The following is a 23,330-nucleotide window of genomic DNA, read 5'->3' on the forward strand; positions in this document are numbered from 1 at the left end:
TGACTGCCCTCAATCGGTTGCGGACTTGATCAGCGCAAGCGCCGGCAAGAGGTCGAGATGGGTCCGGTTGCGCAGTGCGAGCCGCAAATTGCGCACCGCGAGCCGCGCATGCTCGCGCATGATCGCTTCGGCGCGGGCGCCTTCGCGGTTCTCGATCGCGTCGATCACGACGCGGTGGTGCTCCTGCCCGATGACCAGGATTTGCTGTGCCTCGGGCAGCGCCGACTGCGCCATCACGAAACCGCTCGGGGACGCAAACGGCAGCGCCGAGGCGCGATCGATCTGCCGGATCAGCGGCGGGCTACGCGACAATTCCGTGAGCAGAGCGTGGAAGCGCGCGTTCAGCGTGACATAGGACGAGAAGGCGTCGACCGAGATCGGCACCTGGCGCAGCAACTCGTCGATCGCGGCCAGGCACTCCTTCAGCGGCTCGAGCTCGCGCGCGGAGACGCCGCGCTCGGCGGCAAAGCGCGCGGCGAGCCCTTCCAGCGTGCCGCGCAGCTCGATGGAATCAGAGATGTCGCGCTCGGAGAACGCCTTCACCATGAAGCCGCCGGAGGGAATCGCCTCCAAGAGGCCCTCCTCCTCCAGCCGCACCAGCGCCATGCGCACCGGGGTGCGCGAGGCGCCGGTCGTCTCCACCGCCTGGAGCTCGGAGATGCGCTCGCCGGGGCGCAATGAACCCGACAGGAGCTGGTCGCGCAGCGCGAGCTGCGCCTTCACGGTCTGCGAGACGGAGCGGTCGACGTCACGCTCGGCCATGTCGGCTTACTCCGCGGCCTGAAGGTGCTGCGGCGGGTTTTCCTTCGCCACCATCTTGTCGATCAGCTTGCGCGTCCACATCGCGCCGGCGTCGATGTTGAGATTGTAGAAGATGCGATCAGGGTTCTCGTCCATCGCGCGCTGCTGCGCCTCGAGGATGAGCTCGTCCTCGTGGAAGATGCCGGAGACGCCCTCGCGGATCTCGGTGGTGATGCGCTGCTCGCCGAGCTGATAATTGCGCACGAAGGCCCAGAAATAGTGGCAGGTCTTCTCGGTCTCCGGGGTGATGGTGTTGAGCACGAAGCCGTTGACGCCCCGCGAGCGGTCGCCTTCGGGCGCGCCGGTGCCGGTCGGCGCCACGCCGACGTCGATCGCAATGGTGCACGGCGCCTCGAAGCGGATGATCTGCCAGCGATCGACGAGACCGGACTTGCCGAGCTGCTTGGCCCAGAACGGCGGCGCCTCGATGCCGCGCATCCAGCGCGTCACCGTCACCGTCTTCTCGCCATGAGTGACGTCGAACGGCGCCTCCGCGACCGCCTCGTTGCCGATGGACGAGCCGTGCACGAATGTCTCGTGGGTGAGGTCCATGAGATTGTCGAGCACGAGGCGGTAGTCGCAATTGACGTGGATGGTCTTGCCGTCGCCAGCCCAGGCCGGGTCGTGATTCCAGTGCAGGTCCGGCACCAGCGCGGGATCGGCCAGCGCGGGATCGCCCATCCAGAGCCAGATGTAGCGGTGACGCTCGACCACGGGATAGGCGCGCACGCAGGCCGACGGGTTGATGGTCTCCTGCGAGGGCATGAAGGTGCAGCGCCCTTGCGCATTGTACTTCAGGCCGTGATAGCCGCAGACGACGGTGTCGCCGTCGAGCCGGCCCTTGGACAGCGGCACCAGGCGGTGCCAGCAGGCATCCTCGAGCGCGGCGACCGAGCCATCGGCCTTGCGGTACATCACGACGTGCTTGCCGCAGATCGTCCGCGGCAGCAGTGCCGGCTTGACGTCGGCGTCCCAGGCGGCGGCATACCAGGCGTTCATCGGGAAGGGTTTTGTCACCGGTCTCACTCCCAAAGCTTTTGAATACGTTATGTATACAATAGCGGAGGAATGGAATCGTTCAAGGGCAGATAAGACGTAGTATAATACCTTTATATCTAATCGTGTATACACATCTTCTCCGCCGTCATTCCCCGCGAAGGCGGGGAATCCAGTACGCCGCGCCGGTCATTAGTTCACTCAACTGGCGCCACGGCGTACTGGATCACCCGCTCTCGCGGGTGATGACACCTGTTGATGCGGCGAGTCCTCCCTTGGAGGAGCAGTGGCAGCGGCGCTTGGCTCGACGACTACGCCCCGAATACCTTCGCCAATCCTGCCTGAGCCTCCTGCTGAATCGCCTTCAGGTGCTCGGGGCTGCGAAAACTCTCCGCGTAGATCTTGTAGACGTCCTCGGTGCCCGACGGCCTGGCGGCGAACCAGCCGAAATCGGTTTCGACCTTGATGCCACCGAACGGCTGGCCGTTGCCGGGCGCCTTGCTCAGCGTGGCGCGGACGGGATCGCCGGCGAGATCCTTCAGGCCAAGCTGCTCGGGCGTGACGGACTTCAGGATGTTTTTCTGCGGCGGGGTCGCGGCAACGTCGATGCGCGCGTAATGGGGCACGCCGAACTCGGCGGTGAGGTCGTTGAAGAGCTGGCTCGGATCGCGGCCGGTCTTGGCCATGATCTCGGCCGCGAGCAGGCCGAGGATGATGCCGTCCTTGTCGGTCGTCCACACCGTGCCGTCGCGGCGGAGGAACGAGGCGCCTGCACTCTCCTCGCCGCCGAAGCCGAAGCCGCCCGTGAGGAGGCCATCGACGAACCATTTGAAGCCGACCGGCGTCTCGACCAGCTTGCGGCCGAGCTTTTTCGCGACGCGGTCGATGATCGAGCTCGACACCACGGTCTTGCCGATCGCGGCGTCCTTGCCCCAGTTCGGGCGGTGCGCGAACAGATAGGAGATCGCGGTCGCAAGATAATGGTTCGGATTCATCAGGCCGCCGGTGCGCGTCACGATGCCATGGCGGTCCGCGTCGGTGTCGTTGGCGAAGGCGACGTCGAAGCGGTCTCGCATCGCGATCAGGCTCGCCATCGCGTAAGGCGAGGAGCAGTCCATGCGGATCTTGCCGTCCCAGTCCACCGTCATGAAGCGGAATGTCGGGTCGATCGCCTCGTTCACCACGGTCGCCTTCAGGCCGTAGCGCTCGATGATCGGATGCCAGTAATGCACGGCGGCGCCGCCGAGCGGATCGATGCCGATGTTGACGCCGGCGGATTTGACCAGGTCGAGATCGACGACCTTGCCGAGATCGGCGACGTAGGGTGTGACGTAGTCATAGGCGTGGACGTTCGCAGATTTGCGTGCCCTTGCGTAGTCGGTGCGGTTCAGGCCCTTGAGTCCGTCGGCGAGATAGGCGTTGGCGCGCTTCTCGATCACGGAGGTCGCGTCGGTATCGGCCGGCCCGCCATGAGGCGGATTGTATTTGTAGCCGCCGTCCTCGGGCGGATTGTGCGACGGCGTGACGACGACTCCATCCGCGAGGCCCGAGGTGCGGCCCTTGTTGTAGGTCAGGATCGCGTGGGAGATCACCGGCGTCGGCGTGTAGCCGCCGTCCTTGTCGATCATGACGTCGACGCCGTTGGCCGCGAACACCTCGACGGCGCTGACCAGCGCCGGCTCGGCCAGCGCATGGGTGTCGATGCCAATAAAGAGCGGGCCGGTCAGCCCCTTTTCACGTCGGTAATCGCAAATTGCCTGCGTAGTCGCGAGGATATGGCCTTCGTTGAAGCTGGTCTTGAACGAGGTGCCGCGATGGCCGGAGGTGCCGAACGCCACCCGCTGCGCGGGATCGGCGACATCAGGCTTGCCAGCGAAATAGGCTGTCACCAGCCGCGGAACGTTGGTGAGCACGTCCGGCGAGGCCTGCTTGCCCGCCGCGGGATGAACATCAGCCACTGGATATACCTCGTCCTGTCGTAGAGATTGCGCAATACCATAGCATCGGCCAAGCCCCCGCCAAGAGCACAACACCCGCGATGGGGCGGCCGTTCCTGAGATCATGCTATGGTCTTCCGATCGGGGCTATTCGAGTCGGGGCATGATGCTGTTTCAGAGGCTCTTGGTTGTTCTGGTGGCCTGGCTTGCGACGGCCGGCATCGCGCCCGATGCGATGGCCGCGGAGTTCTATACCGAGGATTTGCGTATCCCGATGGCCGAGGCCGGGCCGCAGGGGCTGGAGGCGTTCCTGGTTCGGCCGGCCGGGACCAAGCGCTATCCGCTCGCGCTTCTCAGCCACGGCTCGCCGCGCAGTTTCGACGATCGCGCGACGATGTCCGCGCACAAATATTACGGCATCGCTCTCGAATATGCCCGGCGCGGCTTTGCCGCGCTGATCGTGATGCGGCGCGGCTACGGCACCTCGCCCGGTGGGCGCGTCGATAGCGTCGGGGGCTGCGCCAATGCCGCTTATCTGCCGGCCGCGGCGGTCGCGGTGGCTGATTTACGCGCGGCGATGGAGGCGATGGCGCGCAGGGCCGACGTCACCACATCAGGTATGATCGCTGTCGGCCATTCCGCCGGTGGGTTCGCCACCGTCGCGTTGACCGCGCAGGCACCAGCGGGTCTCGTCGCCGCAATCAGCTTTGCCGGCGGGCGCGGCTCGCGCGACGACGACGACGTCTGCAATCCGATTGGGCTGGTGCAGGCCTTCGCCACGTTCGGCAAAACCGCGCGCGCGCCGATGCTGTGGGTCTATGCCAGCAACGATTCCTACTTCGGTCCCGAACTCGCGCGCCGCCTCCATGACGGATTTCGCGCCAATGGCGGCAACGCGAAATTCATCGCAGCGCCGCCTTACGGCGACGATGGCCACTATCTCTATTCGGTGGTGAGCCGCCCGCAATGGACGCCGTATCTCGACGCCTTCCTGCGCGAGCGAGGTCTCGGCCACGACGTCCTGAGCCCGCCTGATCCGCTCCCGCCGCCGGGCCAGCTCAGCGAGGCCGCGCGCGCCGAGTTCGCGCGCTATCTTACCAGCACGATGCCGCACAAGGCTTTTGCGGTGTCGCCGAATGGCGGTTACGGCTGGCGTTCGGGGCGGGCGACGGCCGACGACTCCCAGCGCGATTCACTTGCCGCCTGCACAAAATGGTCGTCCGCCTGCACGCTCTATGCGGTCGACGACAAATTGACCGGGGCTGCGCCAAGCATATCAACCGACCAGAGCTCGCGGTCGCGATAGCCTCGCTGCGCTTTGGCCGCTCCCGCCTCCGAGCCGGGCCGCACCCCGAGCCGCCAGAAAATCGGTTGTTAACTCGAAAGAGATAATACCTGCTTCATGCTGCGGGATCGAACACACATCAATGCCCGCGCGACGTGGAAACGCGTTGCGATCGCCGTGCTTTGGTTGGCATCCACCTCCGTGCACGCTCAGGACAGCGCCCTGAACAACGCGGAACCGAAATTGGCGGCGGGCGCTCGCGATGCAGATCTCGGCGCTGGAGAGACGCCGGCGTCGCGGGCGGCAATCCGAAAAATTATCGAAAGAGAAACGGCCAAGACCGATCTGCCCGCCGACATCGCGGAGGCCGTCGTCTTCGTTGAAAGCGGATACAATCCAGGCACCATCGGCGCCGTCGGCGAGATCGGCCTCATGCAGGTTCGGCCCGAAACGGCAGCGATGCTCGGATTCCGGGGAAATAACGCAGAGCTCGCAGAGCCCGACATCAACATCCACTACGGCGTTCTCTATCTGAGCCGCGCATGGCGCCTGGCGGGCGGGGACCTTTGTCGAGCCCTGATGAAATATCGAGCCGGTCATGACGAGGAGTCCATGACCCCGCGCTCCCAGGTCTATTGTCATCGCGCCCGCAATCGCCTTGTCTCGATGAACTCGACGAGTGTGGGAAACCAGGCTGCGGCCGTCCCAGATGTGGCACCGGCGCCAACACCGACACCCACCGTCTCGAAGTCAGCGCAGAATCAGAAGTCCGCGCACAATCAAAAGGGACCGGCACAGCCGAAGGACGTTTACGCGCGTTACCGTCAAGGCACGGCGGTCGCGAGCAGGGCCTATTGGGCAGCACAGGAAGCCCGGGTCCGCCTCATCAAGGCTCGCGTCGAAGCCAAGTGGAAACGGGTCGCATCACGCCAATAGAATTAGAGTTGCTGCCTCGAGACGAGCAGCGATTGGACGAACGACATTTTTGAAACCGAACTTTGAAACCGAACCTGAATAGAGATCATGCACAATAGTTTGAGAGTTTTGTTTGCAATCGTCGCGACCGGCGCAGTGGCCTTGTCGGCCTTTCTCGCGATTCGGTTCCTGGTCGGTTTCAGTGGCTGAACCCGATCGCGCAGGCACCATGTCGTGCTGCGCCTGCGTCTAGAGCCGCTCGCTCAGCGCGAGCTTGTAGCCGACGCCGGTAACTGTGGTGATGACGGGCGTGCCGCTGCCGACCAGCTTGCGGCGCAGCCTCGCCACCAAGGCATCGACAGTGCGGATGTCGACCTCGGCCTGGCGGTTGCTGACCACCTCGATCAAATAGTCGCGGCTGAGCGGCCTGCCGTCGGCACCGACGAGCGCCGCGAGCAGGTCGAATTCGGCGCGCGTCAGCGCCACCGGCTTGCCGTCGCTGCCGAGCAGCTCGCGCCGCGTCAGGTCGATGATCCAGTCGCCGAAGGCGATCGAATTATGGTTGCGCGCCGCCTTGCGGTCGATCGAGCGCCGCCGCAGCACGCTTCGCGCGCGCGCGAGCAGGTCGCGCAAATTGATCGGCTTGGTAACGTAGTGGTCGCCCGCGACCTCGAGGCCGAGGATGCGATCGACGTCGGTGTCGCGGCGGGTGACGAAGATGATGCCCGCGTTGCTGGTCGCCTGGATCTCCTTGGCGAGATCGAAGCCGTCGCCATCAGGCAGCTGCACGTCGAGGAAGACGAGATCGGTCCGCGTCCGCAGCGCCTGGCGGCATTCGGCGCAGGAGCCGGCGCCGACCACTTCGAAATTGTTTTCGCTGAAATAACCGACCAGCATCGTCCGCGTCACCGGATCGTCCTCGACCACGATCAGCCGCTCGCGGCCGGCGACACGCAATTCCTGAACTGCGGAATCAGCCACGATGTTGGATGTCCTGTGTGCTTGCGGGCCGGCCTGGAAGCTCAGGTCGCCGAGCGCGCCGTCCTGTGAACGTACATTCACGACTCGTTCGAGCCCCCTCGAATTGCCTGCTGCAATACTAGGCGCGTTATCGCGCCCAAACAACATTGGTCACGATCGAGCTGGATTAAGTATGAATTGGCCCACACTTCTCATCCCACGCATCATGTTCGGGAGCCCCGCACAAGCGGCTGTTGTGCGGGCTGAAGCCCATCCCGCGGCCGCTTGCCACGCCAAGAGCTTCAAATCTACTGTGGCGCCCGAAAAGCCTGACCCAGGAGGTGGCGCCATGGAAATCATCCTGCTCGGCACCGGGGGCCCGCGCCCGGACCCGCGCCGCATGGCGACGACCACGCTGATCAGGCTCGGCGAGGAAAATGTCCTGATCGACGCAGGCCGCGGCGTCATGGTGCAGCTCAGCAAGGCCGGCGTGCCGCTCGGCTCGATCAACACGGTCTTTCTCACCCATCACCATTTCGACCACATCGGCGACCTCTACGATGTGATGCTCAATTCATGGTTGCACGGGCGCAAGGACGATCTGCGCATCTATGGACCGCCGGATACCGAACGGCTCGTCAATACGCTCGTCACGCAGGTCTACGACAAGGACATCGCCTGGCGCGATCAGGGCGAGCCGAGCTTTGGCGGGTGGAAACCTGTCGTCGCGACCGACATTATACCGGGCCCCATTCTCGACACCGGGCGCTGGAAGATCAGCGCCGAACTGGTCTCGCATGGCGACGGCCTCGACATGTCGCCGGCCTTCCTCGCACGCTGGATGTGTCTCGGCTATCGCTTCGAGGCCGAGGGCAAGGTCATCGCAATTTCCGGCGACACGGTGCCCTGCCCCGGTCTCGAGCGGTTGGCTGAGGGGGCCGACCTGCTGGTCCAGTGCTGCTTCCTCGCCACGCCGGAGATCGACACCGAGCACCTGCGCCGGCTTGCGAAATTCACGATCGCCTGCGGCGATACAGTCGGGAAGGTCGCGGCCAAGGCCGGCGTCAAGAAGCTCGCGCTGACCCATCACCGGCCTCGCACCGACGATTCCATGCTGAACGCGCTGCTTGCGGACGTCAGGCGGGACTACGCAGGTCCAGTCGTGCTCGGCGAGGACCTCACACGGATCGAGGTCTGAGAACTCGAGATGCGCGAAGGCCGTCCGGCCTCAGGACGATCCAACCTCAACCCGAAACGACAACTGCTCCTCCGTTCCGGGCGCGATGTGCATCAGGCCCGGCTTGTCGGTGAACTCGCCGTCGAAGCCGGCCGGACTGGCATAGCCGCGCCAGGGCTCAATGCAGAGGAACGGCGCGCCCGACGGTTTCGACCAGACGCCAAGCTCGCGAAAGCCTCGCCATGACATTTCCAACCACGGCCCGGCGGACGCGCCCTGCTCCGCGGCATAACGGACCGAATTGCTCGCGATCCGATCGAAGATGATTGCGTCGTCGACGAACAGGGATTCGGACAAGGGCAACACGGAGCCTTTGATCGGGCTCGGCTCCGTTGCCGGACGCAGCAAGCCGCCGTCGAGACGGCGGACGGGAGATGGCTCTGCGTTCGCGAAGCTCAGCGCGTAACTCTCCTTCGCTAGTCCCGGTTGGAGCGGCCAGTTGAAAGCGGGATGGCCGCCGAGCGAGGCCGGCAATATCTCCTTGCCGGTGTTCGCGACCACGAGTGAAAGATCGAGACCGGATTCGTCGAGCGCATAGGTTGCCGTCAGGCGGAACGCGAAGGGGTAGAGCGCGCGCGTCGTCTCGCTGTCTTCGAGCACCAGGACACAGCGACTTTCGCCACGTTCTGCCCACGCAAAGCGGCTGTCACGCGCGAAGCCGTGCTGGGTCATCCGGTAGGTCCTGCCCCGGTGCCGCAATTCGTCATTGGCGAGACGCCCGACGATCGGAAATAGCAGCGGCGCATGGCGCGGCCAGGCCGGCTCCGCCTGCCAGACGAACTCGACGCCGGCATCGCTCGCCAGTGAACACATCTCCGCGCCTTGCGCCTTGATGGTCGCGGTAAGGCCGCCGCTGCGGATCGTGTGCGTGTCATACGTCGTCATAAGAGATATCTCCAGACTTTTCCGAACACACGAGCGCGTCAAATCCCGCTGACGAGGCGACTTACCTTTGGCCTAGCGCCGCAGGCTTGCTCAAATTGGGTTCGTTTTGCCAGATTTTTCGATTGCTCCCTCACCTCTGTGATCGCTCGGTTCCGTGCCCCGGAGCCGGGACGTCGCTAGCCGGCGTTGCCTGTGAGCTCGGCATTCGTAGCGTTCCAACGCAGCTAACCCTTTTACCTGTTCAGGGGACGGACACTGGAGATTCAGCTTTGCTAGCAAGTCTTTCCTTACAACTGTAACGCGCAGCAATTGCAATTGGGCCTGCGCCGTTTCCAGCGCTGCCAGCCGCTGTAGTTGGCTGGCGCCTGCCGGGGTCAACAGCTGCGCTAATCCGTAAGCCTGCGTTCCGACTGCAGGACCAGCGGCTGTGGAAATTGCAAGACCATGGCGCAGGGCATTGCGGCTCGACTTGAGCTGCCCGGCCGGACTTCTCGGCCCTGTACTCCGCTTGGCATTCTCGCGATTAGCTCTGATCTGCTTTTCAGTGGCCATGATGATGTTGGACTTCTGATTCAACGGCCATTGTTACTTTCGCCTCTTGACAAGACCTAGGCTCGCCCAAGTGACGCAGCCTTCGATCCTGCTTCGCTTCCACCTCTTGGCAAGACCCACGCTGGTTGGCTTGATGAAGACCTGCTCCATCGGTCGATGTCGACTCCAGCTCTTGGCAAGACCGGAGATCAACGTGATTGTGCGCATCGAAATCCTGGTTCGCTTCCGTCTTCACCTCTTGGCAAGGCCCATGCCGACCCGCATTTAGATCTCCTTGGTCTTGTGCCTGAACCTCTTGGGGAGACCGGCGCCTTCTGATGTCGTTTTGAATTTTTCGGCGGCTGCGTTCGCGCGATGAAACCATTCCCTCAAACATCAAGATTGCGTCGCTATTGTTTTGTGCGGATCGCGCAAGTAGCTCTGCTTCCGTGATTCCATACGTCGCCAGCTGAGACCGAATCTCTTGGCGCTCCTTCTTGTTCTCGCTAAAATACCTGCTTGCCCGATGATCGGCGGTGTCGTCGGCCTTCTTCAATCTCTTGGTAAGATGCTCGCCTGGGAGAATCTCGCTCATGAACTGCTGCACAGCAAGCCGCTGGCCTCCGCGGATGATTGCATTAGTCGTTCGCCGAAAAACTCGTTCCTCCCATAATTTAGTGGCCATGTCGTTGAGCTCAATCCAATCCAAGAAGGTTTCCGGCGGACGCTCGTCGATCATCGCCGAAACCATATTCCAATAACCGTTCGGGTCTTCGCCTTCGAGCAGGACAGGCTCAACGAAAAGTCCAATGACGTGATCTGGGATCTTGTTGGCCAAAGCGTGCGCAGCTTTGGTCTGCGCTTCGATTCGTACTCGCATTCTTACTCCGTTGCCGGCCCGACGAATCAAACCATACAATTTATTCGCCGATATTCCAGAGGTGATATTTTCCGCGTTAATTTGAATTAACGAGTTCGCTAGATGACGCTGTCCAGCGCGCAGACCATCGGTTCACACCCCCTTCTCATTTTTCTAGTGATTGTCTTTTGTACTAAGGTCAAAACCATGGATGGGTAAATGCGTTGCGAAACGCGCGGCGCGGCTAGGGCGGTCATCATAGTCACGCAGCAAGAAAGGGCCCAGCTACGGTGTTGGGTCCTGCATCAAGCGGGGCGGAATCTATTGACCTCTTCTTGGTTTTGATCCTCATGACTCCAAATTGTTTCCGGATCGGAGACGCACTGCTTGCAACTGTCGGTCGGCCTTGTGACGCACCAGGGTCGTCGCAGACCAAAGGTCGGACAATCGCCAACCCGCGACAGTTTCAGCGTCTTGTGGCGAGCACGGGGGATGCCCGTTCAGCGCTCGGCCTGAGCGGAGTTCACCCGACGGGGCAGACGATAACATTCCTGCAACGGAAAGGCAGGCTACCGCGGCCCGGTGCTTGATCGCACGTTCCGAATCAACCGTGGTTCTTCTTTTGACGGATGAGCAGCTAATCAGGGGTGTTCTTTAATGCACGAGCCAAGCGAGCCAACACCACTATGGTGCAATCGCGCGCCATTTTTGTTGATGCATCATCATTATCGTCTACACTTCGTTGGTTCACTGATAATGGCATTCAGGAATGCCAAGCTCGTCGATTTCGCCTGCGATGAATGAAAGCGACGCAATCGAGTCTCCCGAAAAGTGAACAATCCAAGCAGCAGCGCGCTATTGTGACAAAAATCTAAGGAAGGACCGCCCGCACTGAAGCTCGTGAGCGAGAACGCTGATCACGACATCGCTACCTTGCGCGCAAAACAGCAAGTGAAAAGGCACTTGGCCGATCTTGCCGCGGCAATCTTGAGGACTGTAGCTGGAAGCCCATCTGCTGCACCGATAATGCCAAACGTTTTGAGGCTGCTTGAATCTCAGAAACAGCTCTTAGTGCTGAGCGGTACTCAGCTTGCGCCAGATGACGAGAGGCAAGCGCTCAGTCTTCCGAAGGTTGAGCGCCGTCCGGACGGTTCCGACCTCGAGTATCGCGAATTTGAATACGCGGCGGGGATAGAGACAATTATGATCGGAGCGCTTCGCCTGGCAGCCCACCTAGTGCTGAAAGAACGTGAACATTTGGGCGGAAAGTATTCGACGTTAGCAATCGAGGAAGGAGTCGCGCACGTTGTCAGAGCAACAAGGGGGCCGAAAAAGAAAAACGGTAATCGAGCCAGACCGGTCACACCACCGAGGAAGTCTCGCGCTTTTGAATATGACTGGGATTGAGAGGCCCGCGGTATCACGCTGCACGCACAGACTTTGGGATTGCCAAGAACGGTTTAATCTTGATGGTATCGACACCATTGGACTGCGACCGAGCGGAGGTTCTCCGCTCTGTCGCTATTTTACTGGAAGCGAGTTCAGAGCTGACGCGGGTCGTGGATCAGCGTACCTACGTTTCGCTGCATTCTTCCGCGCAAGTGTTGTCGCGCGATGGAGAGCGGCATTGCGCAATCGCAGTGGAATTCAAGCGATGAAGCGAATTCGCAGCAGGACGATCTGGCGTTCGCCCTCATCGAAGCTGGAGTCGTGGAGATGATGAAATAGCGGCGATCCGCCGGAATATCTTCGCTTAGTCATACGCATGAATATGGATCGCCTAGGCGCACCAATATGAGATCGTCGACCGCCATTATCGCAGCCGCCCGCTCCTTGCGCAGGCGCGGGATCACGGTCAGCAAGGCCATCGAGTCTGATCGGCACCTGATGCATAGAGAGTCATAGGCACTTTGTTCACAACCAGAGCGATTTGCGACCGATAGCGCGCGATCTGGGGCCAATGCGCCACGTGAAGACGTTCGGCGGGAATCGGCGCACTGAAGGCCGGCCGATTCAAATGACGGACAACAGTGTGGAAGTTGGTCCTTGCGGAGCATCTTGAGCGGGCTTCGACGATGAATGGCGCGCCGACGAAGCTTTCGAAGAAGTGTTCGACGTAGGCACAACGCACCCACGTGCCGACTTCGCTGCGCCCTTTAGGAAGGCGATCGGCCTGCTCGCAGGTATCAGTGCTTTTTCCTGCCCCAACTGCGCTCTCCGTGGGTTGTGGCCAACGCAAAACCGGCAGTACCGAGATCTGGCTTCATGGAAGCGTGGCTCGTACAGATCATTGGGAAAGCGGCGATCCGCCGGGAGTATCGCCACTTACGACCACGACGGCCAGGCGCTCACGAACCGAACTCTCGAAGGGCGCGGCCGAACTCGGCCTGGAATCCTGCCGATCGCCAACTCGCGGCTAAGGCCGCGGACGATCAAGGTCTTGCCCTGGCCCGAACTGACGCGACGCCGAGTCGAATGGGGCCGTCCGGCGTCAATCCGATGTTTGAGAATCTACGTAGAAGCTAGCGTGATGGTTTGCGTAGCCGGACCCCCGCGCCGCCCCCATTCTCGTCGATAAACTCCACGCCTCCCATTTCCAGCGCTGAGCGGAGTGCCTCGATCGTTCGCTCCTTCAACTCGTCTCCGCGCTCAAACCTCGCAACCGTGTCAATCGCCACTTTCGCCTCCGAAGCAAGCTCGCGAACGCTCCATCCCAAGGCCGCACGGGCCATTCGGCACTGCACCGGCCGAAAAATCATAACTTTTTACTTTTTTCAGTTGAAAATACTGATTTGAGCTTATCGTGTAATTATTCTGATTTTGTTTCAACGTTACGAATCCTCGAGGCGAACATGGGAGTTCTCGATGCTACTTGATTCAAGCCATCGTCGCAGCTTCATTGGCGGATCCGACGCTCAGATCATCATGGGAGATGATCAGGAAAAGCTCGTCAGGCTTTGGCGTGAAAAGCGTGGCGAGATTGCGCCCCAGGACCTCAGCCAAGAACTGATTGTCCAACTCGGCAAGATAACCGAGGACCTCAATCGAAGCTGGTACGAGCGGACTAGCGGCCACACGGTCGAGGACGTACAGCGGAAGGTCCGGCACCCGGTCCACAAATGGATGGGCGCGACGCTCGATGGGCGCGTCGAGCAGACCGGGGCCGTGTTCGGGGCCAAGTTCATGCTGCCCTGGAATTTCTCGGAGGAGGTTGCAGCCGAGAAGCACATGGCGCAGCTGCAGCACAACATGTGGGTCATCGCAGCGCGGGCGGCGGAGCTCTCCATCATCACTGGAGGCGGCAGATGGGTGGAGATCAAAATTCACGCCGACCCGCTCTATCAGCACCTGCTGCTCACCGCAGAGAGAAGGTTTTGGCGCTGCGTCCAAACGGGCGAGCCTCCCGTCCTGTTCAACATTGAGACACCCCGCCCGAGGTTCGAGGCGGTCAAAACCGTCGACATATCCGCTTCCACTGAATGGGCGGACCTAGCCGCCACCTACCTCCGCACGCTGGAGGCACATGGGGAGCATGAAGCCGCTAAGGCTGATTTGAAGAAGGCCATGCCGCAGGACGCCAAGGAGGCAACTGGCCACGGGGTGAAGGCAAAGCGCTCCAAGTCTGACGCTATCAGCTTCGATTCCTATTCCATGGAGGGATCCGATGCACCGGTCCAGTGAGCGTATCGGGACCATCGCAGCCGCCCTTGCCCGGGCCCAGGCGGAACTGATGAACTCGGAGAAGATCCTAACCGCCGCTATTCGGTCGCCCTACCCGCGAGAGGACAACAGGACCTTGCGCTACGCTTCTCTTGCCTCGGGCCTGGACATCATCCGCAAGACTCTGAGCCAGCAAGAGATCGCAACGATCCAGACCACCCGGATCGAGCAGCCCACCGGCCACATCCATCTCACCACCCTGCTTGCCCACGCCTCAGGGGAATGGATTTCCTCCGACTTGCCGGTCTGCTCTGGGAAAGACATCGAGGCGCCCCACCGAATGGAAGCAGCGCTAACCTATGCCCGACGTTATGCCCTGTTCGCCTTCGTGGGAATCGCCGGCCAGGATGATCTGGACGCTCCCGATGCGATGACTGGATCCCCGGCCGCGGCCGAACCGCGACCTACCCCGAGGCCAAGAGGCAAGTCACCCAATGGCCTCGTCAACCGCTATACGATTTTGTCGCCCCAACGTTCCTCCGAGCTCTCGGAGCGATTGCTTCACGAGCTCGCATGCCGCGGCGACACTTTGGTCTTGGGCGAAGACCAACCTACGGCGCAAGACACCCTCCTTGAGGCAGACGCCCGCATTGTTGCGGCTTACCCCGCGAAGTTCGAGGTAACGGCTGCTCCCGAACTCGCCGAAGCTGACCCACAATCGGCAGCATCGACCGCTCCGGTTTCCGCGCAGCGGAATCTTCGACCGGTGACTACTGGTCCTGCCGTGGAACAGCAAGGCGCTGGCCTCGCCTTTCCAAAGGAGCCCCCGCGAAAGCGCAGCAAGGTACACCTTGCCTTCGTCCGGAGCCAAGCTTGCCTCAACTGTAAGAAACACCCTGTCGATGCTCACCATCTGAAGTTTGCGCAAGCTCAAACATTAGGTCGCAAAGTCAGCGATGAGTTCACCGTTCCACTTTGCCGGTCGCACCACCAAGCTCTGCATCGGCACGGAAACGAACGCTCGTGGTGGAGCAATATGCAAATCGAACCCTTGCGAGTTGCAAAAGAATTATGGACTGCGAGCCCGATCAATTTAGGCATCAGCGAGATGTCGGAGGCACGAAGACAATGAACCGTGCTTTGCGGAAGGAGCGGAGCCGACTCCTAACGGCACCACCCGGCAATTCACTTCGGTTTTTTCGCAACAAGGCTGGTCTGAAAAGAGCGGAGCTAGGACGTAAACTCGGAATTTCTGGAGAAACCATTCGAAAATTGGAGCAATGCGACATATGGCTCGACGCCAATCGAGCCGCGGAAATCGGTCGCGTCCTTTGCGTACCCTACGAACTACTAGGCTTTAGCTACGCGTCGGAGCCCTACGTTTGGGCGGCCAAGCCTATTCCAGTAGTGGGTGAGATCACGGCAAACGATGAAGTCAAATTTGCACAAACTGACCATTATGTAGCTGGTGGCGCGCACCTTCCTCACGGCTGCGTCGCGCTTGACATCAAGGTCGGCAAAATGCGGGGCTGGCATCTCACTTATCGAGAAAACGCACAACAGACAATGTCAAGGGAAGTTCTAGCTCAACAACGCCAGTGTGAGAACTTCTTGGTGCATCTCGTCAATGGCACGACTTGGTGGCGGTACATCCAGCCGTCCTTGACGAATGATCGATATCACCTCCACTCGCGATGTCTCGACACGATCAATGACGTTCGGATTGCATGGGTTTCCGAAATCGTGGGATTCGAGTTCGAACGATACCAACTCCCAACACGTGCTCAATTGAAGGTCGAAACAGAAAGCCACCGTGCACCACCACGACCCGGTCGACATCTAGCCTGATCTATTGCTTTCGAAACAGCAAACTAAACTAAGATCTCGACCTAAAACAGAGCGTGCAAGGTGCCCAGGATGTTTGGACGCTTTTTCCAGCCAGTGCTGACAGATCCGCTCTGGAATAATTCATCGGGTGCACCGGCATTTGGCCAGATCTTCGGCCTAGAAGAAATCGAGCCAGAAACCGTTACCTCGTAATTGTCAGCAGATCAGTTCGCCAGGTCGACGCCCCAGTTCAACTAAGAGATAGTCGCGTTTCAGGCGCATATATTTTCGCCTTGCTTGGGCATTCAGCATGCTTACCATTACGTTCTCTCTTCTCTTTGCGAGATCACCTCATGTTGCCCAAGCCGAAATTCGCCCAACACCTATGCCTTCGAATCCGAGCCCATGGTGAAGGCGACCGGGTTTCGTTAGTACGACGCGCCCTGGCTGTTTCAGAAGGAAATCAACCTGATGCGTGCAGGCGCTCGGCATGGGGCTGGGTGCGCTGATCGCGGAGCTCGGCGTCAAACAGGAGATCGTGACCGGCCATGATTTCCGCGGCTATTCGGCCTCGATCAAATACGCGCTGATCTCCGGCGTGATGGCGGCCGGGTGCAAGGTGCACGACATCGGCTCGCGGTGACGCCGATGGCCTATTTCGCGCAATTCGATCTCGACGTCCCCTGCTGCGCCATGGTCACGGCCTCGCACAACGACAATGGCTGGACCGGCGTGAAGATGGGCGCCAATCGTCCGCTGACCTTCGGCCCCACGAGATGACGCGGCTGAAGGAGATCGTGCTGGGCGCCGAGTTCAAGAACAAGGCCGGCGGCTCCTATCAGTTCCACGAAAATTATCCGGCGCGCTACATCGCCGACCTCACCAGCCGTCCGAAGCTGAAGCGCAAGCTGAAGGTGATCGCGGCTTGCGGCAACGGCACCGCGGGCGCGTTCGCGCCGCAGGTGCTGGAGGCGATCGGCTGCGAGGCGATCCCGCTCGATACCGAGCTCGACCACACCTTCCCGAAATACAACCCTAATCCCGAAGACATGGAGATGCTGCACGCGATCCGCGACGCGGTGCTGTAGCACAAGGCCCATGTGGGTCTCGGTTTCGACGGTGACGGCGATTGCTGCGGCGCGTCGACAACACCGGTGAGGAAATCTTTGCCGACAAGGTCGGCGTGATGCTGGCGCGCGACATGTCGACGTGAAGTCGACCGGCCTCTTCATCACCGATCCAGTGCTCGCCGGCTTCGAGAAGTCCGGCCACTTCTTCTTCAACAAGCCGTATGGACGCGGCTATGATGACGGTCTCGTCTCGCCGCTCGCGATCTGCGACATGCTCGACCGTGCGCCCGGCAAGTCGATGGCCGACCTGAAGGACGCGCTGCCAAAGACCTGGTCGTCGCCGACCATGTCGCCGCATTGGGCCGACGAAGTGAAGTACGGCGCCATCGATCAAGTCGTGAAGCGCTTCGAAGGCTTGCAGGCGAACGGCGCGAAGATCGGCGGCCAGGCGATCCGCGACCTCGTCACCGTCCACGGGGTGCGCGTCACGGTCGAGGACGGGAGCTGGGGCCTGGTGCGCGCCTCCTCCAACACGCCCGAGCTCGTCGTCGCGGTCGAGAGCCCGGTCTCCGAGCAGCGCATGCACGACATGTTCGAGATGGTGAACAGCATGCTGCGCACGCATCCGAAGGTCGGCGAGTACAATCAGAAGATATAACCGGAAGCATCTGGGCTGATGTTCATCTCGGGCATTGTTGCTGGCTCACCTTTCAGCCGACAATGAGCTGCAGTTGGCCTAAACTCGCTTGACGCGTGTGTTCGACGAGGTCTCGCCCGACCGCGTGGTGCACCTTGCGGGGAGCACCGAACGAACAGGATGATCAGGCGACCGATGCCGTCATAATTCCGTGCCTTCGGGCTGCTTCTTTCCGCGCTCACATTTGGTTCGAAAACACAAATCGCGATCACGCTTCATGGCATCGACAACCCGAACGGCACAAATTGAAGCTTTTCATCAATGAGGATCGCCATGGCGCGACCGGACAGCGGCACACGATGTTCGCGACCCGTTTTCGCGCGTATTGCAGGTACCGTCCAGATCTTCTTGTTCAACGCTTCATTGCAGCCTTTGTTGCTTAACGGCGCGACCAAACGCTGCTTGGCGCGCGTTCCCATCATCATGAGCGCCATGGCCTGCGATCAGTGCCAAAAGGATCAAGCTAAAAGGCGGGAGGAAGGGATAAGGCCCGTCACCTTGGGAAGGAGCGGAAGCGAAGTTCAGGGAGTCATCGGTTCGACCAAAGCAAGGCGCAAAATGAGAGCCTGAGGGCGGTTTTCAGCCACAGCTCGGCGGACAAGGTCTAATGCCTGCGAGAGAACTTGAAAAAGACCGGATGGCAGTGCATCGCCGGGAATCCGAAGGATTGTCCCGACTGCACGCATTCTCGCCAAGCCTGCCCACCAAGCCCATCCGACCAGTGTAGACAACTTTACTTCGGTGGTTACAACCCGGGCGCCACAAGCTCCGCCGCGTGCATCGAACAGATGCCTGCCAGCGAATTCATCTTCGTTGCGGCGAGTTCTTTTTCTTTGTCGCGACGGTAAGCCGTTTTGAGGCCGCAGCTTCGGCCTTTCTGACCGGCTCTCGCAGCTCGATGAGCTGAAGGTACTCGGCTTCCAGCGGGTCGCGATAAGGGAACTGCTTGGCAGGTGCACGATAGTTCGAACTTCCATACGACGAATATCGAATCATGGAAATCGATGCCCTGTTGTCAGGCAACCCCACCAACTGGTGGTTCGGAAATCATTCAATCCGACGCAGCGAGTCGGAGTCCCTGAAGTGCCGGACATTTGGTTTCCACTTCTCGCGACCGCCATCGTCGGCACACTCCTTTTTCTTGCGTTCCGACGATAGACCGCCCGGGGCAATGAACCCTCAGCCGCCGCTGAAATCGCGGTTCGCTGCGCGATGCTTTGACTGCGCATAAACAGCTAGGTTCACTTCCAAGGGGGAAGGTGGCCGTGAGTACCTGGTTGCTCTTTTTTTAATTGTTTTGAGCGTGGGCATTTTAATCGGCCATGCGCCATGCGCTCCTGTATCCCGGACATCAACTTCTCGTTTAATTCGGGTTTCTTAAGAAGGACAAAATCGTGCACTATCTCATCGTACGCGCTGCTCCGCACGAAATAGACCGGCTGAGCTGAGGCCGCCCGCATCGCTCGTCAAGGCGAGGCAGACTGTGGGTCAACGCATTTGTTTTGGCAGTCGCGAGGCGAAGGCCGCCTTCGCGCAGCCGTGCAAGTCGCAAAGCGTTCATTGTTCAACGCCTAGCGTCCGAGTTTGCTCTCTCAGGAGAGAAGCCGGTGCGCCCGCGAATGAGACAGCGAGACCGACATCTGAGCGGGGGCTTGCAGCTCGGCTCACGATCTGCGGCCGCGCGGCTTGGCCTTCAACAGATGATGACCTCGGGCGTCCCGCAAACGGCCCCTCCAAACCGCATCAGCTCGCTGCGGCCGCGGCATTTCTCGGCGCGCACCGAGCGTCGCAAACCCGAAGCACCTTTATGATATTTCTTCGGCCGACAGGGTGCAGATGGCTGCGTGATCAAGTGATCGGCCGCGTCTAATCAAGAGCTTTGGCAATAAGGAAATCAGCCAGCTTGCGGCCGCCTCGAAGTTGCGGCTTGAGCCATCGCGGCACCCTGCCCCGCCCCGACCAGGTCTCCGTCGGATTCTTTGGATTCCGATACTTCGGACGAACGGGCGGGTATTGGCGGCGCTTACGTTCAAACCGGGTGACTTCGTGAGCCATTCCGATCCTGCGCAGCCGTTCCTCCAATCTAGCTTTTTCCGCCAACATCGCGTCGCCAAGTTTGGCGATCACCTCGTCGCGAATTTCCGAAAGCTCGTCAAGCGATAGCAACTTCAGATGATCGATGTTCATAGGTCCGTCCCCGGTTCTAAGAGCATTAATCCATCAAGCCCAAGCAGCGGGCAAGGCACGGCTTACAAATCTGTTCCCCAATCCACATTTAATTGCAGCAACCAGCGGCGATAAAGGCAAGAAGGCGGTAATACAGTGGCGCGCGAAAAACGCTGGGCATTTAATTCGCCGATCCGGTTTGCGATAGGCAATTCTGCACTGTCACCTTTTGGCTACCGGGCACCGCACTCCGTCGCTGACCCACGTCGCTAAAAAGGCAGAAGATCGAGAACAATTTGCAGCGTGAACGAAGAAATTAGAGCTGCCATTGAGAGACTCGGACGGACGAGCTCAAATTGAAATGGAAACAGAGCGTTTATCGAGCAGATTCTGATCAGGCGCGATCATAACCGGCTGCGACGAAGAAGTTCAGACGCTCCAGGGCGGTGAAGGCGGCAGAGCGCCGCTGCCATACGGTGAACGGCCATGAGCCGCGGCATCATGGTCGAGGCTTCAGTCTCGTCGATGAACAGCAGCCGGAGGATGTTCGACGCCGCGAGCCGCAATCACCTCTCGGCGCAACAACGAAAGCGGACTATGGAAGCGTTCTCAACCGTGCACCGGTGCAGACCCACCAAAGTCCGCCGAGCTCCGCGAACAATGTTGAGCCAACTTGAAGATCTGCTCCCCTGGGCGAAGGCCAGCCTAGCGCTCAAAGAACACCCTTCTGGAATCGGAGGCCCGGCTCGCCCGCTTATCAGAACAAGCTTGAACACGTTGCCCGTTCGCCGGCCAGCGGCATCGAACCAACGCTCGAAATAACAATGGAGCTGCTCCCGGGTACGGTCGCAGCCCCGAGCGACGCTCATCATCTGAGATTCGCTCAGCCGAGCACTCTCGGGCGCAAGGTCGGCGACGAGTTCACGGTGCCGCTCTGCCGTGCCCATCGCCAAGAGCTGCATCGGTGGGCAATGAACGAGCTTGGTGGGATAACTTGCAGATCACGCCGTTGCCGGTTGCGCTGGACTTATGGGCGACTGGCCCGTTCGTGGCCCACGCACCGCTCAGGCTTCGAGCGAGGCTGTTGTCGCACGCCCGGATTTCGAACGCTCATCATCGTGAATGTCCGCGCATCAGCTCACCCCGTGGCGCTGCTGACAACCTGTGGTTGGTATTGGCACCCGCCTCACTGCTACTGCCGGCGCAAAATCTTGCGAACCATGCGTAGCACGCAGCTGGCGACCTTTGCCAATCTCTCAGTAGTTGCGATCGCACCTGCCCAACTGCTGGTAGGTCCAGCACCACCGATTTTTGCGCCACCTTGTTCTCAAGCCGGACCGCTTTGGCGCAATGCAGCAAACTGCGGCACGCGGGGTGCTGCAATCGGAGCTCATCTCGCCGACATCCCAAGCTGGTCTCCAGCACTCTGTTCGGTTTCCGATGCTAGAGGCGGATCTTAGGAACCATTTCCGGTCGAAGCCGTTTGTCAAACAACCTATAGTGATGTCTGCGCAACGACGCACGTCACGCCGGCGACGGCACTAATACTCTACGCCTTCCGCCCGCGTCTACGGCAGACAGTACGTAGGAAGTTATAAGTACGTGGGGAGCTCCAAATGCACCCTTTTCCGCCGCTTTAGCCGGAGCCGCGCTGGCAGTCGGGGAGATGATGACCGGGTTGCAGCCCGGCAATGCGGGACAATTGGACATGCCCCCGAGAACGATCTCAGTGAACCAGCACATCCAATTCGGGACCCCCACGCTGCCACCGATGGCCTACACTATGTTTTGCCTGCGCTACGGGGATGAATGCCGCAGAAGGCCGTTGTTTCGCGGCGGGGCGGTTCGCCTCACTGACAAACGCTGGGCCGATCTTAAGCTGGTTAATCAGACCGTTAATCGCAGCATCATTCCTGAGAACCAGGAATTGGGCCCAGTTGTCGAAACCTGGTTGATCAATCCGAGTCGGGGCGATTGCAACGACTACGCAGTGAGCAAGCGCCACGAACTGCTCAATCGCGGCTGGCCCGCGGGGGCGCTGCTGCTGAGTGAGGTCGTCACAAAATTGGGAAAACATCATCTTGTTGTCGTCGTGCGTACCCGAAGCGGTACTCTAGTTCTCGACAATCTGACGCCGCAAATCAAACCGTGGGCGCGTGCGCCGTATCGCTGGATACGAATTCAAATGCCGAACACCCCTCAGCTGTGGACCACGATTGCCGACGTCGGCGAGTGAGTGTGTCTCGTCGACAAAATTTCCTAAAGCCCCGAGCCCGACCAAAGTACCTTATTCCATACCCTACGCTTTCGCAGCACTCGCGCTAGTACGCCGCGTCCCCGTATCTTAACATTTGCCGCATTCCTATTGCTCGGCTCGGTGCTTGCCGCTTCGTATCCTTCCCAAAAGTGATACCCCAGAAGCGGCAAAGGTGGAAATGCCGGTGATGAGATGCCAGCGAAGGCGCCCATTCATCTGACGCGCCACTTTACTCTGCCATCTTTCTTGCCCTCTCATGGCCTAGTTCGCCGATCTGAAAACACGAACTCGGCTCCGGAAATTCGCGCCGGCACGGTCCAAGCCGGGCTTGGAGGCCCGAGCGCAACCAGCTCAGAACGTCGCGTGGCAGCTTAAACGCCAGCGCTTTCACTGTTAGCAACGGGTCCCGACGACCCACGAGCGCTAGGCAAGTTGCAAAGTAGCCAAATTTGCAGTTGGCCAAGGCCACCCGCAGCAACGTGATGCTGTAATTTTGAACTCCAAGGTCCAACCTATGCGCGCGGTCGGGATGGAGAACGGCCATCTTGTCTGCGACCAGCATGTAGGACCGCAGCATGCTCGGCAGGTTGCTCGACATATTCTCCGGCAAAAAGCGGTAGCCAGTCAGATGTTCGGGAACGACAGCGAAGTGATATTTCTCCGCCACGCGGCAATAGAAAAGCAGATCCTCGCAGCCTTGCGCGCCTGCCGCGTAAAGCTGGCTGTCGAATCCATTGACGGCTTGCAGCGCTTCCCGACGGACAAGTACCGCGCTGCCGTTACCTACAAAATTCCATGTGAGGATGTCGTCCAGAACATCGCCTGCGCAATAGACCGGAGCCGCTTTGCAGAACTCACGGCTGTCGGCGTCGATACGCACGTGCCAGCTGTATGCAAGGCCAGTCTTTTCTCCTCCCGAAATCAGGGCCTGAAGCTCACGTTGGACCTTGGTGGGCGCCCAAAGATCATCGGCATCGACGAATCCGATGAAATCAGCGTGAACGCTTCGCCATCCGCGATTTCGCGCGGCCGCGACTCCCGCATGGTCCTGCCTGATGATCCTGATCCGGGGATCCTGATCAACGTGTCTTTGTGCGACCATGGCGGTGTTGTCGGTCGAGCCGTCATCCACGACGACGATCTCGAGTAGCTCATGTGACTGCGATCGGACGCTCCGGAGCGTTTCGTCAATTGTCGCGGAAGCGTTGTATGCGGGAATGACCACGCTGACGAGAGGTTCGCTCACA

At 60.3% G+C, this 23,330-nt stretch carries 17 protein-coding genes and 1 pseudogene; 8 read left to right on the forward strand and 10 right to left on the reverse strand.

Annotation, left to right across the window (positions count from 1 at the left end; all coding sequences use genetic code 11):
* Positions 1 to 9 precede the first annotated feature (9 nt).
* The 3 genes from ABIB66_RS29230 to pgm all read right to left on the reverse strand — a co-directional run bounded on the left by ABIB66_RS29230 (position 10) and on the right by pgm (position 3,755).
* Positions 10 to 762 (reverse strand): GntR family transcriptional regulator, encoded by a 753-nt coding sequence (locus ABIB66_RS29230; protein WP_354211854.1) that lies wholly within the window; start codon positions 760 to 762, stop codon positions 10 to 12.
* A 6-nt stretch (positions 763 to 768) separates the two neighbouring features.
* Complete coding sequence (locus ABIB66_RS29235; protein ID WP_275171433.1) at positions 769 to 1,818, reverse strand: aromatic ring-hydroxylating dioxygenase subunit alpha; 1,050 nt, start codon at positions 1,816 to 1,818, stop codon at positions 769 to 771.
* A 290-nt stretch (positions 1,819 to 2,108) separates the two neighbouring features.
* On the reverse strand, positions 2,109 to 3,755 hold the full coding sequence (pgm, locus tag ABIB66_RS29240; RefSeq protein ID WP_354211855.1) for a phosphoglucomutase (alpha-D-glucose-1,6-bisphosphate-dependent): 1,647 nt from the start codon (positions 3,753 to 3,755) through the stop codon (positions 2,109 to 2,111).
* Between the two features lie 142 nt (positions 3,756 to 3,897).
* On the opposite strand from pgm, the gene ABIB66_RS29245 reads away from it, so the two are divergent.
* Positions 3,898 to 5,040 carry an alpha/beta hydrolase family protein gene (locus ABIB66_RS29245; RefSeq protein ID WP_354211857.1) on the forward strand — a complete coding sequence of 381 codons (1,143 nt, stop codon included), beginning with the start codon at positions 3,898 to 3,900 and terminating at the stop codon, positions 5,038 to 5,040.
* A 96-nt stretch (positions 5,041 to 5,136) separates the two neighbouring features.
* Entirely contained in the window at positions 5,137 to 5,955 is an 819-nt protein-coding gene (locus tag ABIB66_RS29250; RefSeq protein ID WP_354211859.1) for a transglycosylase SLT domain-containing protein, read from the forward strand.
* A gap of 228 nt (positions 5,956 to 6,183) precedes the next feature.
* Here ABIB66_RS29250 and ABIB66_RS29255 read toward each other — a convergent pair whose 3' ends face one another.
* Positions 6,184 to 6,996 carry a response regulator transcription factor gene (locus ABIB66_RS29255; protein ID WP_275171430.1) on the reverse strand — a complete coding sequence of 271 codons (813 nt, stop codon included), beginning with the start codon at positions 6,994 to 6,996 and terminating at the stop codon, positions 6,184 to 6,186.
* Positions 6,997 to 7,243: 247 nt separating this feature from the next.
* Here ABIB66_RS29255 and ABIB66_RS29260 point away from each other — a divergent pair, with 247 nt between their 5' ends.
* Positions 7,244 to 8,092, forward strand: a complete 849-nt coding sequence (locus tag ABIB66_RS29260) for an MBL fold metallo-hydrolase (RefSeq protein WP_354256376.1) — start codon at positions 7,244 to 7,246, stop codon at positions 8,090 to 8,092.
* Between the two features lie 30 nt (positions 8,093 to 8,122).
* Here the strand turns inward: ABIB66_RS29260 and ABIB66_RS29265 are convergent, their stop codons facing one another.
* Positions 8,123 to 9,016 (reverse strand): aldose 1-epimerase family protein, encoded by an 894-nt coding sequence (locus ABIB66_RS29265; protein WP_354256380.1) that lies wholly within the window; start codon positions 9,014 to 9,016, stop codon positions 8,123 to 8,125.
* A 541-nt stretch (positions 9,017 to 9,557) separates the two neighbouring features.
* On the reverse strand, positions 9,558 to 10,427 hold the full coding sequence (locus ABIB66_RS29270) for a hypothetical protein (protein WP_354256383.1): 870 nt from the start codon (positions 10,425 to 10,427) through the stop codon (positions 9,558 to 9,560).
* Between the two features lie 942 nt (positions 10,428 to 11,369).
* Here ABIB66_RS29270 and ABIB66_RS29275 point away from each other — a divergent pair.
* Positions 11,370 to 11,813 carry a hypothetical protein gene (locus tag ABIB66_RS29275; RefSeq protein WP_354256386.1) on the forward strand — a complete coding sequence of 148 codons (444 nt, stop codon included), beginning with the start codon at positions 11,370 to 11,372 and terminating at the stop codon, positions 11,811 to 11,813.
* A gap of 1,115 nt (positions 11,814 to 12,928) precedes the next feature.
* On the opposite strand, the gene ABIB66_RS29280 is transcribed toward ABIB66_RS29275, so the two are convergent.
* Positions 12,929 to 13,165 (reverse strand): helix-turn-helix domain-containing protein, encoded by a 237-nt coding sequence (locus ABIB66_RS29280; protein ID WP_354256389.1) that lies wholly within the window; start codon positions 13,163 to 13,165, stop codon positions 12,929 to 12,931.
* A gap of 106 nt (positions 13,166 to 13,271) precedes the next feature.
* Between ABIB66_RS29280 and ABIB66_RS29285 the strand changes: the two genes are divergently transcribed.
* The 3 genes and pseudogenes from ABIB66_RS29285 (at position 13,272) to ABIB66_RS29295 (ending at position 17,621) form a co-directional block, all read left to right on the forward strand.
* Positions 13,272 to 14,087: a YqaJ viral recombinase family protein gene (locus ABIB66_RS29285; RefSeq protein WP_354256392.1), complete on the forward strand. Its 816-nt coding sequence runs from the start codon at positions 13,272 to 13,274 to the stop codon at positions 14,085 to 14,087.
* Complete coding sequence (locus tag ABIB66_RS29290) at positions 14,071 to 15,198, forward strand: ERF family protein (RefSeq protein ID WP_354256395.1); 1,128 nt, start codon at positions 14,071 to 14,073, stop codon at positions 15,196 to 15,198. Before ABIB66_RS29285 ends, ABIB66_RS29290 begins: the two co-directional genes overlap by 17 nt.
* Before the next feature lie 1,100 nt (positions 15,199 to 16,298).
* Positions 16,299 to 17,621, forward strand: a pseudogene (locus ABIB66_RS29295) (phosphohexomutase domain-containing protein).
* A 254-nt stretch (positions 17,622 to 17,875) separates the two neighbouring features.
* Here the strand turns inward: ABIB66_RS29295 and ABIB66_RS29300 are convergent.
* A complete protein-coding gene (locus tag ABIB66_RS29300) occupies positions 17,876 to 18,094 on the reverse strand; it encodes a hypothetical protein (protein WP_354256398.1) in 219 nt (72 codons plus the stop codon).
* Positions 18,095 to 19,526: 1,432 nt separating this feature from the next.
* Positions 19,527 to 19,847 (reverse strand): H-NS histone family protein, encoded by a 321-nt coding sequence (locus ABIB66_RS29305; RefSeq protein WP_275171415.1) that lies wholly within the window; start codon positions 19,845 to 19,847, stop codon positions 19,527 to 19,529.
* Between the two features lie 1,648 nt (positions 19,848 to 21,495).
* Here ABIB66_RS29305 and ABIB66_RS29315 point away from each other — a divergent pair.
* Positions 21,496 to 22,062 carry a transglutaminase-like cysteine peptidase gene (locus ABIB66_RS29315; protein ID WP_354256401.1) on the forward strand — a complete coding sequence of 189 codons (567 nt, stop codon included), beginning with the start codon at positions 21,496 to 21,498 and terminating at the stop codon, positions 22,060 to 22,062.
* A gap of 250 nt (positions 22,063 to 22,312) precedes the next feature.
* On the opposite strand, the gene ABIB66_RS29320 is transcribed toward ABIB66_RS29315, so the two are convergent.
* Positions 22,313 to 23,329, reverse strand: a complete 1,017-nt coding sequence (locus ABIB66_RS29320) for a glycosyltransferase family 2 protein (protein ID WP_354256404.1) — start codon at positions 23,327 to 23,329, stop codon at positions 22,313 to 22,315.
* Position 23,330: the final 1 nt, after the last annotated feature.

This window comes from Bradyrhizobium sp. F1.13.3 (genome assembly GCF_040548265.1).
In the GTDB taxonomy this organism is placed as follows: domain Bacteria; phylum Pseudomonadota; class Alphaproteobacteria; order Rhizobiales; family Xanthobacteraceae; genus Bradyrhizobium.

What these genes read in the sequence shown, in the direction of transcription:
- ABIB66_RS29230 (WP_354211854.1), bottom strand. Translation starts at nt 762, where the DNA reads ATGGCCGAGCGTGACGTCGACCGCTCCGTCTCGCAGACCGTGAAGGCG.
- ABIB66_RS29245 (WP_354211857.1), top strand. Translation starts at nt 3,898, where the DNA reads ATGATGCTGTTTCAGAGGCTCTTGGTTGTTCTGGTGGCCTGGCTTGCG.
- ABIB66_RS29250 (WP_354211859.1), top strand. Translation starts at nt 5,137, where the DNA reads ATGCTGCGGGATCGAACACACATCAATGCCCGCGCGACGTGGAAACGC.
- ABIB66_RS29260 (WP_354256376.1), top strand. Translation starts at nt 7,244, where the DNA reads ATGGAAATCATCCTGCTCGGCACCGGGGGCCCGCGCCCGGACCCGCGC.
- ABIB66_RS29265 (WP_354256380.1), bottom strand. Translation starts at nt 9,016, where the DNA reads ATGACGACGTATGACACGCACACGATCCGCAGCGGCGGCCTTACCGCG.
- ABIB66_RS29270 (WP_354256383.1), bottom strand. Translation starts at nt 10,427, where the DNA reads ATGCGAGTACGAATCGAAGCGCAGACCAAAGCTGCGCACGCTTTGGCC.
- ABIB66_RS29280 (WP_354256389.1), bottom strand. Translation starts at nt 13,165, where the DNA reads ATGATTTTTCGGCCGGTGCAGTGCCGAATGGCCCGTGCGGCCTTGGGA.
- ABIB66_RS29285 (WP_354256392.1), top strand. Translation starts at nt 13,272, where the DNA reads ATGCTACTTGATTCAAGCCATCGTCGCAGCTTCATTGGCGGATCCGAC.
- ABIB66_RS29290 (WP_354256395.1), top strand. Translation starts at nt 14,071, where the DNA reads ATGCACCGGTCCAGTGAGCGTATCGGGACCATCGCAGCCGCCCTTGCC.
- ABIB66_RS29300 (WP_354256398.1), bottom strand. Translation starts at nt 18,094, where the DNA reads ATGGCGCTCATGATGATGGGAACGCGCGCCAAGCAGCGTTTGGTCGCG.
- ABIB66_RS29305 (WP_275171415.1), bottom strand. Translation starts at nt 19,847, where the DNA reads ATGAACATCGATCATCTGAAGTTGCTATCGCTTGACGAGCTTTCGGAA.
- ABIB66_RS29315 (WP_354256401.1), top strand. Translation starts at nt 21,496, where the DNA reads ATGACCGGGTTGCAGCCCGGCAATGCGGGACAATTGGACATGCCCCCG.